This window comes from Pseudomonas sp. PDM13, from assembly GCF_025685765.1.
GTDB classification, from domain to species: domain Bacteria; phylum Pseudomonadota; class Gammaproteobacteria; order Pseudomonadales; family Pseudomonadaceae; genus Metapseudomonas; species Metapseudomonas solani.
The window spans coordinates 304,215-319,754 of record NZ_JAOTQU010000002.1 but is presented as its reverse complement, the minus strand read 5'-3'; the positions used below and the strand labels follow the sequence as shown (position 1 = coordinate 319,754).

Annotated in this window: 18 protein-coding genes and 1 other RNA gene; 7 read left to right on the top strand and 12 right to left on the bottom strand. The window is 68.0% G+C overall.

Features of this window, described 5'->3' with window-relative positions:
• Window positions 1-88: 88 nt before the first annotated feature.
• From OEJ36_RS03490 to OEJ36_RS03470, 5 genes are read right to left on the bottom strand one after another with little or no spacing between them, the layout of a single operon-like run.
• The gene (locus OEJ36_RS03490; RefSeq protein WP_043244231.1) at window positions 89-1,306 is read right to left on the bottom strand and encodes a 2-octaprenyl-3-methyl-6-methoxy-1,4-benzoquinol hydroxylase; all 1,218 of its coding nucleotides are present in this window, start codon (window positions 1,304-1,306) and stop codon (window positions 89-91) included.
• A gap of 9 nt (window positions 1,307-1,315) precedes the next feature.
• Window positions 1,316-1,798: a DUF4442 domain-containing protein gene (locus tag OEJ36_RS03485; protein ID WP_263400391.1), complete on the bottom strand. Its 483-nt coding sequence runs from the start codon at window positions 1,796-1,798 to the stop codon at window positions 1,316-1,318.
• Window positions 1,799-1,806: 8 nt separating this feature from the next.
• A complete protein-coding gene (gene ubiH / locus OEJ36_RS03480; protein ID WP_043244252.1) occupies window positions 1,807-2,991 on the bottom strand; it encodes a 2-octaprenyl-6-methoxyphenyl hydroxylase in 1,185 nt (394 codons plus the stop codon).
• A complete protein-coding gene (gene pepP, locus OEJ36_RS03475) occupies window positions 2,991-4,325 on the bottom strand; it encodes a Xaa-Pro aminopeptidase (protein WP_021218217.1) in 1,335 nt (444 codons plus the stop codon). Before pepP ends, ubiH begins: the two co-directional genes overlap by 1 nt.
• A gap of 44 nt (window positions 4,326-4,369) precedes the next feature.
• Entirely contained in the window at window positions 4,370-4,933 is a 564-nt protein-coding gene (locus tag OEJ36_RS03470) for a YecA family protein (protein WP_263400390.1), read from the bottom strand.
• A gap of 156 nt (window positions 4,934-5,089) precedes the next feature.
• On the opposite strand from OEJ36_RS03470, the gene OEJ36_RS03465 reads away from it, so the two are divergent.
• From OEJ36_RS03465 to OEJ36_RS03450, 4 genes are all read left to right on the top strand, one after another.
• A complete protein-coding gene (locus OEJ36_RS03465; RefSeq protein ID WP_184488301.1) occupies window positions 5,090-5,299 on the top strand; it encodes a TIGR02449 family protein in 210 nt (69 codons plus the stop codon).
• On the top strand, window positions 5,296-5,610 hold the full coding sequence (locus OEJ36_RS03460; RefSeq protein WP_111261123.1) for a cell division protein ZapA: 315 nt from the start codon (window positions 5,296-5,298) through the stop codon (window positions 5,608-5,610). Before OEJ36_RS03465 ends, OEJ36_RS03460 begins: the two co-directional genes overlap by 4 nt.
• Window positions 5,611-5,644: 34 nt before the next feature.
• Window positions 5,645-5,823: non-coding RNA, 6S RNA (gene ssrS, locus OEJ36_RS03455), on the top strand.
• 8 nt (window positions 5,824-5,831) lie between these two features.
• The gene (locus OEJ36_RS03450; RefSeq protein ID WP_043244233.1) at window positions 5,832-6,437 is read left to right on the top strand and encodes a 5-formyltetrahydrofolate cyclo-ligase; all 606 of its coding nucleotides are present in this window, start codon (window positions 5,832-5,834) and stop codon (window positions 6,435-6,437) included.
• 34 nt (window positions 6,438-6,471) lie between these two features.
• Here the strand turns inward: OEJ36_RS03450 and OEJ36_RS03445 are convergent, their stop codons facing one another.
• The gene (locus OEJ36_RS03445) at window positions 6,472-6,600 is read right to left on the bottom strand and encodes a hypothetical protein (protein ID WP_021218212.1); all 129 of its coding nucleotides are present in this window, start codon (window positions 6,598-6,600) and stop codon (window positions 6,472-6,474) included.
• A 203-nt stretch (window positions 6,601-6,803) separates the two neighbouring features.
• On the opposite strand from OEJ36_RS03445, the gene OEJ36_RS03440 reads away from it, so the two are divergent.
• Window positions 6,804-7,253: an EVE domain-containing protein gene (locus OEJ36_RS03440; RefSeq protein WP_263400389.1), complete on the top strand. Its 450-nt coding sequence runs from the start codon at window positions 6,804-6,806 to the stop codon at window positions 7,251-7,253.
• 17 nt (window positions 7,254-7,270) lie between these two features.
• Here the strand turns inward: OEJ36_RS03440 and OEJ36_RS03435 are convergent, their stop codons facing one another.
• The gene (locus tag OEJ36_RS03435; RefSeq protein ID WP_263400388.1) at window positions 7,271-7,687 is read right to left on the bottom strand and encodes a flagellar basal body-associated FliL family protein; all 417 of its coding nucleotides are present in this window, start codon (window positions 7,685-7,687) and stop codon (window positions 7,271-7,273) included.
• Window positions 7,688-7,876: 189 nt separating this feature from the next.
• Between OEJ36_RS03435 and OEJ36_RS03430 the strand changes: the two genes are divergently transcribed.
• On the top strand, window positions 7,877-8,854 hold the full coding sequence (locus tag OEJ36_RS03430; protein WP_263400387.1) for an NADPH:quinone oxidoreductase family protein: 978 nt from the start codon (window positions 7,877-7,879) through the stop codon (window positions 8,852-8,854).
• Window positions 8,855-8,921: 67 nt separating this feature from the next.
• Here the strand turns inward: OEJ36_RS03430 and OEJ36_RS03425 are convergent, their stop codons facing one another.
• From OEJ36_RS03425 to OEJ36_RS03405, 5 genes are all read right to left on the bottom strand, one after another.
• Window positions 8,922-10,382: an amidase gene (locus OEJ36_RS03425; RefSeq protein WP_263400386.1), complete on the bottom strand. Its 1,461-nt coding sequence runs from the start codon at window positions 10,380-10,382 to the stop codon at window positions 8,922-8,924.
• Between the two features lie 64 nt (window positions 10,383-10,446).
• A complete protein-coding gene (locus tag OEJ36_RS03420) occupies window positions 10,447-11,481 on the bottom strand; it encodes an extracellular solute-binding protein (RefSeq protein ID WP_263400385.1) in 1,035 nt (344 codons plus the stop codon).
• 17 nt (window positions 11,482-11,498) lie between these two features.
• Complete coding sequence (locus OEJ36_RS03415) at window positions 11,499-12,299, bottom strand: ABC transporter permease (protein ID WP_263400384.1); 801 nt, start codon at window positions 12,297-12,299, stop codon at window positions 11,499-11,501.
• On the bottom strand, window positions 12,299-13,225 hold the full coding sequence (locus OEJ36_RS03410; protein ID WP_263400383.1) for an ABC transporter permease: 927 nt from the start codon (window positions 13,223-13,225) through the stop codon (window positions 12,299-12,301). The genes OEJ36_RS03415 and OEJ36_RS03410 overlap by 1 nt, the downstream gene beginning before the upstream one ends.
• Before the next feature lie 14 nt (window positions 13,226-13,239).
• Window positions 13,240-14,358, bottom strand: a complete 1,119-nt coding sequence (locus tag OEJ36_RS03405; protein WP_263400382.1) for an ABC transporter ATP-binding protein — start codon at window positions 14,356-14,358, stop codon at window positions 13,240-13,242.
• Between the two features lie 214 nt (window positions 14,359-14,572).
• Here OEJ36_RS03405 and OEJ36_RS03400 point away from each other — a divergent pair, with 214 nt between their 5' ends.
• Entirely contained in the window at window positions 14,573-15,469 is an 897-nt protein-coding gene (locus tag OEJ36_RS03400) for a LysR substrate-binding domain-containing protein (protein ID WP_263400381.1), read from the top strand.
• Window positions 15,470-15,540 lie beyond the last annotated feature (71 nt).

Sequence of the window (15,540 nt, the reverse complement as noted above, 5' to 3'; positions counted from 1 at the left end):
GGAGCCAGATGATAATCAACCTCAGTTGGCATCCGGCTCCGCTTTGTATGACGAGGTGTTTCGCACGGGCCGCGAGCGCGGCCCGGGATCAGACGCGGGCGAGCTCCGGCAGGTCGCCGGACAGGCCCAGGGCCTGGCGCACGAACAGCGCCTTGGCCTCGGGCAGGCCGTCCACCAGGCCCAGCCCGGCGTTGCGCAGCCAGCGCAGGGGCAGCGGGTCGGCCTGGAACAGGCGCTGGAAGCCTTCCATCGCCGCCATCATTCCCAGGTTGTGCGGCATGCGCCGGCGCTCGAAACGGCTGAGCACGCGCTCATCGGCCAGGCGCTCGCCACGGCCATGGGCGTGCAGCAGCACCTCGGCCAGCACCGCGGCGTCGAGGAAGCCGAGGTTGACGCCCTGCCCGGCCAACGGGTGGATGGTGTGGGCGGCGTCGCCGACCAGTGCCAGGCCCGGCTCCACGTAGCGCTTGGCGTGGCGCTGGCGCAGCGGGATGCACAGGCGCGGGTCGGCGGCCTCGATGCGGCCGAGGCGATGCTCGAAGGCCTTGCCCAGTTCGACGCGGAAGGCTTCGTCGTCCAGCGCCATGAGGCGCGTGGCCTGCTCAGGCGTGGTGGACCAGACGATGGAGCACCAGTGCTCGTCGCCCTGGCGGTCCAGGGGCAGGAAGGCCAGCGGGCCGTCGTCGGTGAAGCGCTGCCAGGCGGTGCGGCGGTGCGGTTGCTCGCAACGCACGCTGGTGACGATGGCGTGGTGCAGGTAATCCCACTCGCGGGTGGCGCAGCCGGCCAGGCGGCGCACGGCGGAGTTGGCGCCGTCGGCGGCGATCACCAGCGGGGCGCGCAGTTCGCGGCCGTCCACCAGGGTCAGCAGCCAGTCGTCGCCGGAGCGGCGCAGGTTTTCCAGGCGGGCATTGGGCAGCAGGCCGACGCCGCTGTCGTGCAGGGGTTCCAGCAGGGCCTCCTGGATCACCCGGTTCTCGACGATGTGGCCGAGCACCTCGGCATGCACGCTGGCGGCGGAGAAGTGGATGTTGCCGGTGCCGGAACCGTCCCAGACCTGCATCTCGCCATAGGGGCTGGCGCGGCGCGCGGCGACGCCGTCCCAGGCGCCGAGGCGCTGGAGGATGCGCTGGCTGGCGACGGACAGGGCGCTGACCCGGGGCTCGAAGGCGGCCTCGGCGTCGAAGGGCTTGATGCTCAGGGGGCTGCCGTCGATCAGGATGATCTCCAGGCCGCTGTCCTTGAGCGCCAGGCCGAGGGCACTGCCCACCATGCCGGCACCGACGATGATCAGATCCGCTTGCATGTGCATTCCTTAGGCGGCTTGCCGCGCGCGCGGCTTGAGCCGCACATAGAGTGTCTTGTGCACCCTGGCGACCAGGGTACCTTCGCCGTCGTGCACGTCGACGTGCAGCTCGGGCAGGTATTTGTCACCGTCAGCGGTGTGCTGGCGGATGCGTTCCAGCAACCCGTCGTCGACCCGGAACTCGGCATAGACCGGGCCTTTTCCGGGGGAGACGAAGTCGATGCTGGCGGCCTTGTCCCAGACGATGTAATCGCGCCCGAGCAGGTTCATCAGCATCAACATGAAGAAGGGGTCGGTCATGCTGTAGAGCGAACCGCCGAACTGGGTGCCGACGTAGTTGCGGTTGTACCAGCCCAGCGCCAGTTTGACTCGTACCAGACGGAAGTCTGCGCTGATCTGCCGCACGCGAACACCCGCCCCGAGGTAGGGCGGGTAGATGTTCAGCGCCCAGCGCAGGAAGCGCGCCTTGCGCGCCATTGAACGGTCCTGCATGACGCGGCTCAGATGGGGCGGGTGCCCAGGCCCATGGCCTGGCGGGCGAACCAGCGCTTGGCGGGTGGCAGCAGGTCGAGCCCCAGCAGCCCCAGGTTGCGCCCACTGGCCAGCAGCGGTTCCTTGTTGGAGAACAGGCGGGTCACCTGGTCGGAGAAGCCGACGGTGAGGTCCTGGTCCAGGCGCTGGCTGTCGAGGTAGCGCTGCAGGGTGGCGAAGTCGCCCAGGGGCGCCTCGCTGGCCAGCAGCGTCTCGGCCAGGGCCACGGTGTCACGCAGGGACAGGTTGTAGCCCTGCCCGGCGATGGGGTGCAGGCTGTGGGCGGCGTTGCCCAGCACCACCAGGTTGGCGCGCACCTGCTCCTCGGCTTCCACCAGGGTCAGCGGGTAGAGGTGCCGCGCACCCACCTGGTTGAAGGCGCCCAGGCGGTAGCCGAAGGCTTCCTGCAGCTCGGCGAGGAAGGCACGGTCGTCGAGGCGCGACAGGCGCTCGGCGTCCTTGCCCGGGCGGGTCCAGACCAGCGCGCAGCGGTTGTCCGCCACCGGCAGCATGGCCATCGGGCCTTCGTCGGTGAAGCGCTCGAAGGCCTGGCCGCGATGGGCTTCCATGGGGCTGACGTTGGCGATCAGCGCGGTCTGCCCATAGGGGTTGCGCTTGACGCCGATGCCCAGCTGCTCGCGCAGGCCGGAGCGGCCGCCATCGGCCAGAACCGCCAGGTCGCAATCGAGCTGGGTGTCATCGTTGAGGCTGAGGCGATAGCCGTCCGCCAGGGGCTCCATGCGCACCACCTCGGCGGGGCATTGCCAGGTGACCACATCGGCATCCAGCGCCTGCCACAGGCACTGGCCGAGCCAGGCGTTCTCCACCACGTAGCCGAGCGCCGGGACGCCCTCCTCGATGGCCGCCAGGCGCGCGGCGCCGAAGCGGCCACGGTCGGACACGTGGATCTGCAGGATCGGCTCGGCGCGGCGGGCGATGGCCTGCCAGAGGCCGAGGCGCTCGTAGATCTGCCGGGTGCCGAAGGACAACGCGGAGGAGCGTGCGTCATAGCTCGGCTGGTAGCTGTCGCCCGGGGCGAAGGGTTCGATCAGGGTGATCTTCCAGCCCCGCGCCTTGGCGCCTTCCTGCAGGGCCAGGGCCAGGCTGGCGCCTACGAGGCCGCCGCCGATGATTGCCAGTTGGGTGCGTTGCATCATGCGGCCTCGGTACGTGCGGCGGCCATCAGGGCCTCGATTTCGGCGACCGTCTTGGGTACGCCACCGGTGAGGATCTCGCAGCCTTTCTTGGTCACTACCACGTCGTCCTCGATGCGCACGCCGATGCCGCGCCACTTCTTCGCCACGTTCTGGTTGTCCACGGCGATGTAGATGCCGGGCTCGACGGTCATGGCCATGCCGGGCTCCAACACGCGCCACTCGCCGCCGACCTTGTATTCGCCGACGTCGTGCACATCCATGCCCAGCCAGTGGCCGGCACGGTGCATGTAGAAGGGTTTGTAGGCTTCGCTGGCGATCAGCTCGGCGACATCGCCCTGGAGCAGGCCGAGTTCCACCAGCCCGGCGGTGATCACCCGCACGGTGGCTTCATGGGCTTCGTTCCAGTGCTTGCCGGGGGCGATCTCGAGGAAGGCGGCTTCCTGGGAGGCCAGCACCAGCTCGTAGATGGCCTTCTGCTCGGGGCTGAAGCGGCCGCTGACGGGGAAGGTGCGGGTGATGTCGCTGGCGTAGCAGTCCAGCTCGCAGGCGGCGTCGATCAGCACCAGGTCGCCGTCCTTCAGCTGCGCGTCGTTCTCGCGGTAGTGGAGGATGCAGGCATTGCGGCCCGCCGCGACGATGGAGCCGTAGGCCGGCATCTTCGCGCCGCCCTTGCGGAACTCGTATTCCAGCTCGGCTTCCAGGCTGTATTCGTAGAGGCCGGCACGGGCGGCCTGCATGGCACGCACATGGGCACGGGCGGAGACCTCGCCGGCCTCGCGCATGACCTTGACCTCGGCGGCCGACTTGTACAGGCGCATGTCGTGCAGCAGGTGGTCGAGGGCGACGAACTCGTTCGGCGGCTGCGCACCCTGGCGCGCCTTGGAGCGGATCACGTTGACCCACTCCATCAGGTGCTGGTCGAACTCGGGGTTGGTGCCGATGGAGTAGTAGACGCGCTCGCGGCCTTCGATGAGGCCGGGGAGGATGTCGTCGATATCGCCGATGGGGAAGGCGTCGTCGGCACCGTACTCGCCGATGGCGCCGTCCTGGCCGGCACGCAGGCCGTCCCACAGCTCGCGCTCGGGATCACGCTCACGACAGAAGAGCACGTACTCGCCATGCTCGCGGCCGGGGATCAGCACCAGCACCGCCTCGGGCTCGGGGAAGCCGCTGAGGTACTGGAAGTCGCTGTCCTGGCGGTACACGTGCTCGACGTCACGGTTGCGGATGTGAACCGGCGCCGCGGGCAGGATGGCAATGCTGTTGGGCACCATCTGCGCCATCAGCGCCTTGCGGCGACGGGCGAATTCGGACTTCGGGATACGGGTCATGCGCGCTCCTTACCAAGGGGCGCCCATGCGCCCGTGACGCGGGTTCAATGCAGAGAGGTTTTCGGCGCTGGAGCCACCGGCGCGGGCTTGCGGGCACACTCGCTGAACAGCAGCAGGGGCGCCACACGCAGGTACTCCATCACTTCCATGTAGTCGGTCTCGCCGTCCTCAGAATCTTCCAGGGCGCTTTGCACCTGGGCGATGGAGGCGAGGTCCTGAAGCACTTCGACCGCCTCGCCGGACAGCGCGCCTTCGCGAGCGGTCAGGCCGAAGCCGCCGAGGAAGCCCTGGCACCATTGGCCAAGGGCGGCGGCACGCTCGCCCAGCGGCGTTTCGTCATCGGGCAGCAGCAGCACGACGGCCATCTCGGTGCCGGTGAGTTCACCCTTGACCATCTCCTGCAGGCCGATCAGGGCCTGGCGCAGGTTGTCCTGTGGCTCAGCGCCGAGCAGCTCGGCGGCATCCTCCAGCCAGGGCTCGGGATCGAAGCCGGCGCCGGCGCAGCTGCGCCCCAGCAGAAGGCCATGGAGCTCGGCAGGGGAGACGGGCTGACCGCTGGTGGCGATCAGGGCGGCGAAAGCGGAATACGGGGAATTGGAACTGGGCATGGGTGGCTAGGCGCCAGAGGGCGCAATCACTAGAATGACGGCCTCGTATCCTAGCATCGGCATGCGCGCCAAGACCATCGACCGCCGCCGACGGGTTTGACCCTGGATCGGGCCGTTCCTATATAGTCCGATCCTTCATCGCGAAGTAGAGAGCCCATGGAAGACGCGGAACTGCAAGCCCTCACCGCCAAGCTGGAGCTCCTGATCCAGCGCGTGGGGCAGCTCAAGTCGCAAAACCGGCAACTGCTAGCGGCTGAAAAGGCCTGGAAAGAAGAACGCGCCCATCTGATCGAAAAGAACGAAATGGCCCGGCAGAAGGTCGAAGCGATGATTTCGCGCCTGAAAGCCCTGGAGCAGGATTCATGACCCAGCCGAACACCGTCACTGTCCATATCCTCGACAAGGAATATTGCATCGCCTGTCCTTCGGACGAGCGCGCCAACCTGGAGAGCGCAGCCCGCTACCTGGACGGCAAGATGCGCGAGATCCGCACCAGCGGCAAGGTCATCGGCGCCGACCGCGTCGCCGTGATGGCGGCTCTCAACATCACCCACGAACTGCTGCACAAGCAGGAACGCCTCGACCAGGAAGCGACCTCGACCCGCGAGCGGGTGCGTGACCTGCTGGAGCGTGTCGATCATGCGCTCGCCGCTGATCCGGATGGACACGAAGCCTGACGCCAGAGCCTTCTGTTGGGGTATACTCGCCGGCAGCTCCCTGGTGTGTTTGCCAGTCGGTGATGTCCCTGAGCCGATACGCACAACCACGGGGGTTGTAAGTGGGGCCGGTGTGCATGTCCGCCTGACGGAAAGCCTTAACGCCTCCTGCAACCTCCACCTTGAACTTTCGGGTTCAAGGGCTAAACCGACAGCGGCATAACCGGGGAGTCGTACCCTTCATGATCAGCGCCGGCACTCTCTCCCGCCCGGCCCTGCGGCGCCTACTCAGGCAGACACGCCGCACGCTTTCCCCCCTCGAACAGCAACGCGCCGCCCGCGACCTCTACCGCCAACTGGCCCAGCATCCGCTGTTCCGCCGTGCGCGCCATGTGGCGCTGTACCTGCCGGCCGACGGCGAGATCGACCCGCGCCCGTTGCTGCGCGAGGCCCAGAAGCGCGGCAAGGCCACCTACCTGCCGGTGCTCAAGGCCTGGCCGCCAACGCGCATGGTGTTCCAGCGCCTGCGCCCGGGCGAGCGCCTGGTGCGCAATCGCTTCCGCATCCTCGAACCCCGCGCCAATCAGTCGCAGCAACGGCCGGTCTGGACACTCGACCTGGTGCTGCTGCCGCTGGTGGGTTTCGACGAGGAAGGCGGGCGCCTGGGAATGGGGGGCGGTTTCTATGACCGCAGCCTGGCGTACCGCGCGCGGCGCAAAAATTGGCAGAAGCCGACGCTGCTGGGGCTGGCCCATGAATGCCAGAAGGTGGATCGCTTGCCGTTGGCCAGCTGGGATGTGCGCCTGCAGGCGACGGTGACGGACGGGGATTGGTATCGCGGAAACTGAAGCGGCGCCGCGTTCCTTGCGGCGCCCTCGGAAATCAGGGCTGCTGGATGCTGACCGGCGCGCCTTGGCGCTGTTCCCACAGGCTTTGGGTGTAACCCGTGGTAACCACGCCCAGGCCGAAGAGTATGACCAGTACCCAGAGAAGATCGGGTTTGCGTTTCATCGGATTGCCTCCCCCTTCAAGGCAAACGTGCCGCGATGACTTGCGGCGGGTGCTTTTAATTATGGGCTGCCTGGCGGCATCCGGCTTAAAGTGCGGCATTCTCCGGCAACGATGGAGAACACGCAATTTATGACGCCAGCCGACCGTCGGCCCGTTGGTGATTTTTCGTCCGCGACAAGGACCGGACGGCAGGAGCAAAGTTCATGCCTTATTGGTTGATGAAATCGGAACCCGACGAACTGTCGATCCATGACCTGCAGCGACTGGGTCGCGCACGCTGGGACGGGGTGCGCAATTACCAGGCGCGCAACTTCATGCGTGCCATGCAGGAGGGCGAATTGTTCTTCTTCTACCACTCCAGCTGCCCGGAACCGGGCATCGCCGGGATCGCCCGCATCGTCGGCGCCACCTACCCGGACCCGACGGCCCTGGACCCGAAAAGCCACTACTTCGACGCCAAGGCCAGCCACGAGAAGAACCCCTGGAGCGCCCTGGACGTCGAGTTCGTCGAGGCGTTCCCCAGGGTCATCCCGCTGGCGACGCTGAAGGCGCAAGCGGCACTGGAAGCGATGCCGCTGGTGCAGAAGGGGTCGCGCCTCTCGGTGATGCCGGTGCGCGACGAGGAATGGCAGACGGTGCTCGCGCTGCGCTGAGCGCGAGCCCAGTCAGCTCAGGGCTGGATGATCAGGTTGTTGAACAGCAGGTCGTCCACCAGGGGCTTGCCCTCTTCCTGCTGCAGCACCTGCTGCACCTGCTTGAGCGCTTCCTGGCGCAGCTTCTCCTTGCTGTCCGGCGTGGCCAGGCTGTCGTCGGTCTGCTGGGAGAAGAGCATCACCAGCTGATTGCGGATCAGCGGCTCGTGGTATTCCACCGACTTGGCCGCGTCCGCACCCGCCACCTGCAGGGCAATGTCGGCCTTGTAGTACTTCAGCTTGGGGCCCGCCCCGTAGTTGCCCACCAGCGCCGGCGTCAGGCCGACGTAGGCGATCTTCGGGGCTTCGCCCTCCTTGGGTTCTTCCTTCTCCTCGTTGGCCAGGGCGGCAAAGGGGATGAGCAGGGCCAGCAGCAGTGCGAGGGTGGTTTTCACGGGTGTGATTCCTGGATAAGCGTGCGACTAGCATAGCCAGACCTGCTCGCCGGCCCAAGCCCGACGCTTATGCACGGCTATCAGGCCAGGCCATGCTCGTTGACCCACCGGGCGGGCTACCTACACTGCCAAGCCATCAGGCCAACCTGCCGCGCCCTTCGCGCCGGCATCCACGTTGAGGAAGCGTCCATGAAAGCCGTCCTGTGCAAAGCCTTCGGCCCAGCCGAAACCCTGGTGCTCGAAGAGGTTGCCAGCCCCGAGCCGAAGAAGAACGAAGTGCTGATCGACGTGCATGCCGCCGGGGTCAACTTCCCCGATACGCTGATCATCGAGGGCAAATACCAGTTCAAGCCGCCCTTCCCCTTCTCCCCGGGTGGCGAGGCCGCCGGCACCGTCGCCGCAGTGGGCGAGAAGATCACCCACCTCAAGCCCGGCGACCGGGTCATGGCGCTGACCGGCTGGGGCAGCTTCGCCGAGCAGGTGGCCGTGCCCGGCTACAACGTGATGCCGATCCCCAAGGGCATCGACTTCAATTCCGCCGCCGCCTTCGGCATGACCTACGGCACCTCCATGCACGCCCTCAAGCAGCGCGCCAACCTGCAGCCGGGTGAAACCCTGCTGGTGCTGGGCGCCTCCGGTGGCGTCGGCCTGGCGGCGGTGGAGATCGGCAAGGCCATGGGTGCCAAGGTGATCGCCGCGGCCAGCAGCGCCGAGAAGCTGGAGGTGGCCAAGGCCGCCGGTGCCGACGAGCTGATCAACTACAGCGAGTCGAGCCTCAAGGAGAAGGTCAAGGAACTCACCGGTGGCCAGGGCGCGGACGTGATCTACGACCCGGTGGGCGGCGACCTGTTCGACGAGGCCATCCGCTCCATCGCCTGGAACGGCCGCCTGCTGGTGGTCGGCTTCGCCAGCGGCCGCATCCCCGAGCTGCCGGTGAACCTCACCCTGCTCAAGGGTGCTGCGGTGGTGGGTGTGTTCTGGGGCTCCTTCGCCCAGCGCCAGCCCCAGGACAACCTGGCCAACTTCCAGCAGCTGTTCGCCTGGCACGCCGAAGGCAAGCTCAAGCCGCTGGTCTCCCAGGTGTTCCCCCTGGAGAAATCCGCCGACGCCATCAACGCCCTCGGCCAGCGCAAGGCTGTCGGCAAGGTCGTCGTGAAGGTCCGCTAGTTCGACGAGCAGTACTGGGCCCGCCCCCGCCACGAAACGGGGGCGGGCCCTTTTCTTTCCGGGTGCCTTACCCGGCCGCCAGCAGCGGTGCCGGACGACGACGGAACCAGTCGCTGGCCTGCTCGTAGGCGTGGGCCAGTTGCAGCACCGCCATGTCCTTCTGGTGCGGGCCGATGATCTGCAGCCCCATGGGCAGGCCGTCATCGTTGAACCCCGCCTGCACGTTGGCCACCGGGCAGCCCGACAGGGTTCCGGGGATCACCACTTCCATCCAGCGGTGGTAGGTGTCCATCGCCACGCCTTCGATCGCCTGCGGCCAGTGCAGCGTCTTGTCGAAGGGGAACACCTGGGCGCTGGGCAGCAGCAGGTAGTCGAAGCGCTCGAACAGCCGGCTGATGGCGCGGTACCAGTCGCTGCGGGCGGCCGAGGCGCGGTAGACCTGCTGGCCGGTCAGGCGCTGGCCGTTCTCCACTTCCCAACAGGCTTCCGGCTTGAGCTGCGCGCGGGTCGCCGGGTCGTCATAGGCCGCCCCCAGGCCCCCGGCCACCAGCCAGTGGCGCAGGGTCAGCCAGGTGTCCCAGAGCCGCTCGCGGGGGAAGCCCAGGCTCGTCTCCTCCACCACGCAGCCCAGCGCCTCGAAATCCTTCAGGGCGGTGCGGCACAGCTCCAGCACACCACGCTGCATCGGCAGCTGGCCGTCGAGGTCGCCCAGCCAGCCGAGGCGCGCACCCTTGAAGTCGCGCTGCAACGAGCCGGCGAAGGCCGCGCCATCGCCGGGGATGGACAGCGGCGCGCGGGCATCGCCGCCGGCCTGCACCGAGAGCAGCAGGGCCACGTCGCGCACGCTGCGGCCCATCGGGCCCTCGTAGCCGAGCTGGTCGAAGAACAGGTCGGCGCTGTCGTCGAAGGGCACGCGGCCCTGGGACGGGCGGAAGCCGATGATGTTGTTGAAGGCCGCCGGGTTGCGCAGCGAGCCCATCATGTCGCTGCCATCGGCCACCGGCACCAGGTGCAGCGCCAGGGCCGCCGCCGCGCCGCCGCTGCTGCCACCGGCCGTGCGGCTCGGGTCGAAGGCGCAGCCGGTGGCGCCGAACAGCGGGTTGTAGCTCTGCGAGCCGAGGCCGAATTCCGGCGTGTTGCTCTTGCCGATGAAGATCGCCCCGGCGGCGCGCAGGCGCTCGGCCATGATGCCGTCACGTGCCGGCACATGGTCGCGGAACAGCGGCGAGCCGTAGGTGGTGGTGATGCCCCTGACCGCCGACAGGTCCTTCACCGCATGGGGCAGCCCGTGCATCCAGCCCCTGTGGGTGCCACGCGCCAGCTCGGCGTCGCGCTCGTCGGCCTGGGCCAGCAGCGCGTCCGCCGGCTGCAGGCTGACCAGCGCATTGACCGCCGGGTTGAGGCGCTCGATATGGGCCAGGTAATCCAGCATCACCTCGCGGCAGGACACATCGCGCGTTCGGATGCGCTCGGCCAGCTCGGCGGCCGGCAGCCGCACCAGTTCGCTGATCGGGGTTGCATGACTCATGGGCAGTGATCTCGTTCCGTCTCGTTCTGGTTATGCGCCCCCGCGCCGGCGGGGGCGGTGTTCATCAACGCATCAGGTTGGTCCACAGGCGGTCGGCCAGGCGGATGGCGCCGGCGCCGCAGGTCTGGCTGAACACCACCTTGGTGCCCTCGGGGATGTGCAGCTCCGGCGCGTCCTTGAGGCCCGGCTCGAGGTAGGGCTCGACGCCCTGCACCGGGCTCTGGTGCTTGAGGAAGTTCTGCGTCAGCGCGGCGTTCTCCGGCTGGCTGAGGAAGGCGATGAAGGCCTTGGCGTTATCGAGGTTGCGCGCGCCCTTGGGGATCACCAGGTTGTCCACCCAGGCCATCACGCCCTCCTTCGGGTACAGGTATTCGAGGCTCGGCTTCATCTCCCGTGCGCGCAGCGAGGAACCGCCCCAGAACATCGACATGTCCAGCTCGCCGGCCGCCAGGCTCTCGCGGATGGCCCCGGCCTTGGAGCTGTAGGTGCGCACGTGGGGCTTCTGCTCCTTGAGCAGCGCCAGTACCTGCTGCATCTGCTTGGGGTCCTCGCTGCACAGCGGAATGCCCAGGTAGAGGCTGGCGGTGTCGATCACCTCGCTGACCGAGTCGAACATGTTGATGCGCCCCTGCAGCTCCGCCGGCGGCTTGAACAGCAGCGCGTAGCTGTCCGCCTCGCCCTTGTAGCGCTCGCGGTTGACCACCACGCTGGTGGTGCCCCAGATGAAGGGCGCGGCGTAGGCGCCCTGCGGGTCCCAGGCGGGCTTCTGCAGGTTGGCGGTGAAGCCCTGGTAGTAGGCCTCCTTGCCGGGCTCGAAGCGCTCCAGCAGCTGCTCCTGGATGAGGATCGGCACGAACTGGTGGGAGGGGATGGCGACGTCGTAGCCGGCGCCGCCCTGCTTGAGCTTGGCCAGCAGCGTCTCGTTGGAATCGTAGGAGTCCACCGTGACCTTGATGCCGCTTTCCTTCTCGAACTTCTCCAGGATCTGCGGCGAGAAGTAGCCGCTCCAACTGATGACGTTGAGCGTGCCGGCGGCCTGCACGTTGGCCGCCAGGGCGAGGCCCAGCGAGGTACCCAGAACAGCGATCAGCTTTTTCATGCGTCAATTCTCCAGGGTCAGGTTCTTTGCCTGCCAAGCAGGTAGGACAGGGTCACGAAGAGCACGGAGACGCCGAGGATCAGCGTCGATACGGCGTTCACGTCGGGCGTCACGCCCATGCGCAGCAGGCCGAAGATGAAGATCGGCAGCGTGGTGGTGCCGGCCTGGGAGACCATCATCGAGATCACGAAGTTATCCAGCGAGACGATGAAGGCCAGCATCAGCCCGGAGAAGATCCCCGGCATCAGCAGCGGCAGGGTGACCTTGCGCAGGGTGCGCCAGGGCCCGGCGTAGAGGTCCGCAGCAGCCTGCTCCAGGGACAGGTCCATGTCGTTGAGGCGCGCGCGGATCGGCAGGTAGGCGAAGGGGATGCAGAACACCGTGTGGGCGATGATCAGGTTGCCGTAGCCCAGGGACAGGCCGAGGGTAGAGAACAGCGCCAGGGTGGCGACGCCGACCACGATCTCGGGCAGCACCAGCGGCAGCATGATGGTCCCCATCGACAGGCGCAGGCCCTTGAAGCGTGCGCCGCGCGAGGTGGCCAGAGCCGCCAGGGTGGCGATCACGGTGGCGATCAGGCTGGCGCACAGGGCGATCAGCAGGCTGTTGCCGGCGGCCTGGCGCAGCGCCTGGTTGGCGAAGGCGGCGCGGTACCAGTCGAGGCTGAAGCCGCTCCAGACCGTGGCCGACTGGTTGGCGTTGAACGACAGCACCACCAGCACCAGGATCGGCGCGTAGAGGTAGAGATAGAACAGCAGGCTGAAGCCGCCGAAACCGGGGAAGTGGTGGGCGCCGAGGCGGCGCTTGAACAGGTTCATCACACACCTCCCCGGGCGATGCGCACGCGCTCGGCGCGCAGTGCGTAGAGGGTCAGCACCAGCATCACCGCGGCCATCAGCACCAGCGCCAGGGCAGAGCCGAAGGGCCAGTTACGGGCGTCGCTGAACTGCCGGAAGATCAGGTTGCCGAGCATCATCCGCGTGCCGCCGCCGAGCAGCTCCGGGGCCACCATGGCGCCGAGGCAGGGCACGAAGGTGAGGATGGCGCCGGCGAGGATGCCCGGCCGGGCGATGGGCAGCACCACCTTGCGCAGGGTGCGCCAGCGGCCGGCGTAGAGGTCCTGGGCCGCCTCCAGCAGGCGCATGTCCATCTTCTCCAGGGTCGCGTAGATGGGCAGCACCACGAAGGGCGCATAGGTGTACACCAGCCCCAGCAGCACCGCGCCGTCGGTGTAGAGCAGCTGCAGCGGCTGGTCCACCAGCCCCAGGCCCATCAGCGTGCCGTTGACCACGCCGGTCTCGCGCAGCAGCAGGATCCAGGCGTAGGTGCGGATCAGCAGGTTGGCCCAGAACGGCACGGTGATGAGGAAGATCAGCAGGCCGCGCTTGTGCGGCGGCTGCATGGCCAGCCACACCGCCACCGGGAAGCCGATCAGCAGGGTGACCAGCGTGGTCGCCGCGGCGATGCCGATGGAGCGCAGGGCGATCAGCAGGTAGGAGTCGACGAAGGCCAGGCTGTCGTCCAGTTGCCGCTCGAACAGCAGCGACAGGTAGGACTCGGTGCTGAACACCGGCTCGACCCCGCCGTAGGGGTTGGCCTCCATCAGCGAATAACCGACCACCAGCAGGATGGGGACGATCAGGAACAGGCCGATGGCCAGGAGTGCCGGGCTGACGCCGAGCAGGTTGCGCAGGGATTGCCGGCGCTCGTGCAGGGCGGCGCCGGAGAGTGTCGATCGATGCATGTCGGCCTCCGGGCTCAGTCCAGCAGGACGCTGGCGCTGCCGTTCTCGAACTGCAGCGCGGCCCGCTCGCCGACGCCGAAGCGCTGGTGGCGCTCCAGGCTGTTGGGCATGCGCACGGTCAGCCGGGTGCCGTCGTCGAGGCTCACCCGGTACTGCAGGTCGGTGCCCAGGTACACCTGCGCCTCCACCCGGCAGGGCAGCGCGCCGGCGGTGTCGACGCCGCCCAGGTGCACGCGCTCGGGGCGGATCGACAGGCTGACCCGGCTGCCCGGCAGCACGCCGTCGACGGATTCGGCCTGGAACGGTTGCCCGCCCGGCCCCTGGCACAGCGCCTGGGTGCCATCGAGGCTGAGCACCTGGGCATCGAGGAAGTTGGTTTCGCCGATGAAGTCGGCGACGAAACGGTTGCGTGGGCGCTCGTAGATTTCCCGCGGGGTGCCCACCTGCTGCACCTGGCCCTCCGAGAACACCGCGATGCGGTCGGACAGGGTCAGGGCCTCTTCCTGGTCGTGGGTGACGAAGATGAAGGTGATGCCGGTCTTGGTCTGGATCGCCTTCAGCTCCTCACGCATCGCCTGGCGCAGCTTGAGGTCGAGGGCCGAGAGCGGCTCGTCCAGCAGCAGGACGCGGGGATGCGGCGCCAGGGCGCGGGCCAGGGCCACACGTTGCTGCTGGCCGCCGGAAAGCTGCGTCGGGCGACGGTCGGCGAAGCGCTCCATCTGCACCAGGGCGAGCATCTCGGCCACGCGCTCGGCGACCTGCGCGCGGCTCATGCTCTTGCCCAGCGGCCGGGATTCGAGGCCGAAGGCGAGGTTCTCGGCGATGGTCATGTGAGGGAACAGCGCGTAGTGCTGGAACACCGTGTTGACCGGGCGCTCGTAGGGCGGCAGGTCGGCGATGTCTTCGCCGTAGAGGTGGATGCTGCCGGCGCTGGGGTATTCGAAGCCGGCGATCATCCGCAGCAGGGTGGTCTTGCCGCAGCCGGATGGGCCGAGAAGGGTGAAGAACTCGTTGTCGCGGATTTCCAGGTCGACGTGCTTGAGGGCGACGGGCCCGGATTGCGGATCGCCGTAGACCTTGCGTACCGAGCGGATGGATACCGCTGCGGTCTGCACTGCATGCAGGGCGTTCATGGCCTTACCTCCGTGTCCTCGCCGCGTGTTGTCCGCTGGCGGGACTTCTAGTTGTTCTGGGCAGGACTGAGGGCTCGTGGCGAGCGGGTGGAGCGGGCGCGCTGGTTGTCGTTATGGCGCTGCCTGGGCCGGATACTCGGCCAAATACCCGCGACAGGAAACTTCAATTTCCTTACATTGGCTGTTAAGAAAATTAACAGCCAGGAGCCCCGTGATGGCCGAACCACGCCTGCCGCCGCTCAACGCCCTGCGCGCCTTCGAAGCGGCCGCACGCCTCGGCAGCTACGTTGCCGCGTCACGGGCGCTGCATGTCACCCAGCCGGCCATCGGCCGCCATGTGCGCTTGCTGGAGGACTGGCTGGGCGTGCAGCTGCTGGAGCGCACGCCGCGTGGCGTGGTGCTCACCGAGGCCGGGCGGCGCTACCACGCCAAGGTGTCGCGGGCGCTGCGGCAGATCGCCGAGGCCGGCGCCGAGGTGGCGGCCAGCGACGCACCCCGCTGGTTGCGCATCCTCGCCGTGCCGGCCTTCGCCAAGCGCTGGCTGATGCCGCGCATGGAGTCGCTGCGCCAGCTGCGGCCGGGGCTGAAGATCGCCATCGAACCCAACCCCACCTTCACCGCCGTGGACGGCCAGGGCGCCGACCTGGGCATCGTCTACGGTATGCCCGGGCAGTATCCGCAGTGCCAGGCCACCCTGCTGCAGCCCAATGTGTTCCCGGTGTGCTCGCCGGACTACCTCGCCGCCCACGGCCCCATCGCCGGCCCGGACGAACTGGCGCGGCACAAGCTGATCCACGTGGACGACGGCGAGTGGTGGAACGCCTGGTTCGCGGCGGTGGGCTGCACGATGCGGGTCAGTTCCGACGTGCTCTACGTAAGCAACGACCACGCCCTGAGCATGGCCGAGAAGGGCCACGGCATCGCCCTGGCCAACGAGGTGCTGGTGAGCCAGGAGCTGGCCGCCGGCCTCCTCGTACGCCCCGTGCAGCGGCAGGCGCCACTGGAGAGCTACCAGGCGCTGCTGCCCACCGAGCAGGCCAGCGCCGATATCCAGTGGTTCCTCGACTGGCTCGCGGCCGAATTGCGCGCGGAATTCCCCGAGCTGGCGTGATCCCGACCTGCAGCCCGTGGATGGGCCGGGCGGCGCTCCGCGAGCTGGCGTGCCCCCGAAAACTGCACCGT

Coding starts and splice junctions, on each gene's coding strand:
- OEJ36_RS03440 (WP_263400389.1), top strand. CDS start 6,804: ATGCCTTATTGGTTGATGAAATCGGAACCCGACGAACTGTCGATCCAT.
- OEJ36_RS03450 (WP_043244233.1), top strand. CDS start 5,832: ATGATCAGCGCCGGCACTCTCTCCCGCCCGGCCCTGCGGCGCCTACTC.
- OEJ36_RS03410 (WP_263400383.1), bottom strand. CDS start 13,225: ATGCATCGATCGACACTCTCCGGCGCCGCCCTGCACGAGCGCCGGCAA.
- OEJ36_RS03400 (WP_263400381.1), top strand. CDS start 14,573: ATGGCCGAACCACGCCTGCCGCCGCTCAACGCCCTGCGCGCCTTCGAA.
- OEJ36_RS03425 (WP_263400386.1), bottom strand. CDS start 10,382: ATGAGTCATGCAACCCCGATCAGCGAACTGGTGCGGCTGCCGGCCGCC.
- OEJ36_RS03415 (WP_263400384.1), bottom strand. CDS start 12,299: ATGAACCTGTTCAAGCGCCGCCTCGGCGCCCACCACTTCCCCGGTTTC.
- OEJ36_RS03405 (WP_263400382.1), bottom strand. CDS start 14,358: ATGAACGCCCTGCATGCAGTGCAGACCGCAGCGGTATCCATCCGCTCG.
- ubiH (WP_043244252.1), bottom strand. CDS start 2,991: ATGCAACGCACCCAACTGGCAATCATCGGCGGCGGCCTCGTAGGCGCC.
- OEJ36_RS03470 (WP_263400390.1), bottom strand. CDS start 4,933: ATGCCCAGTTCCAATTCCCCGTATTCCGCTTTCGCCGCCCTGATCGCC.
- OEJ36_RS03465 (WP_184488301.1), top strand. CDS start 5,090: ATGGAAGACGCGGAACTGCAAGCCCTCACCGCCAAGCTGGAGCTCCTG.
- OEJ36_RS03420 (WP_263400385.1), bottom strand. CDS start 11,481: ATGAAAAAGCTGATCGCTGTTCTGGGTACCTCGCTGGGCCTCGCCCTG.
- OEJ36_RS03460 (WP_111261123.1), top strand. CDS start 5,296: ATGACCCAGCCGAACACCGTCACTGTCCATATCCTCGACAAGGAATAT.
- OEJ36_RS03445 (WP_021218212.1), bottom strand. CDS start 6,600: ATGAAACGCAAACCCGATCTTCTCTGGGTACTGGTCATACTCTTCGGC.
- pepP (WP_021218217.1), bottom strand. CDS start 4,325: ATGACCCGTATCCCGAAGTCCGAATTCGCCCGTCGCCGCAAGGCGCTG.
- OEJ36_RS03430 (WP_263400387.1), top strand. CDS start 7,877: ATGAAAGCCGTCCTGTGCAAAGCCTTCGGCCCAGCCGAAACCCTGGTG.
- OEJ36_RS03490 (WP_043244231.1), bottom strand. CDS start 1,306: ATGCAAGCGGATCTGATCATCGTCGGTGCCGGCATGGTGGGCAGTGCC.
- OEJ36_RS03485 (WP_263400391.1), bottom strand. CDS start 1,798: ATGCAGGACCGTTCAATGGCGCGCAAGGCGCGCTTCCTGCGCTGGGCG.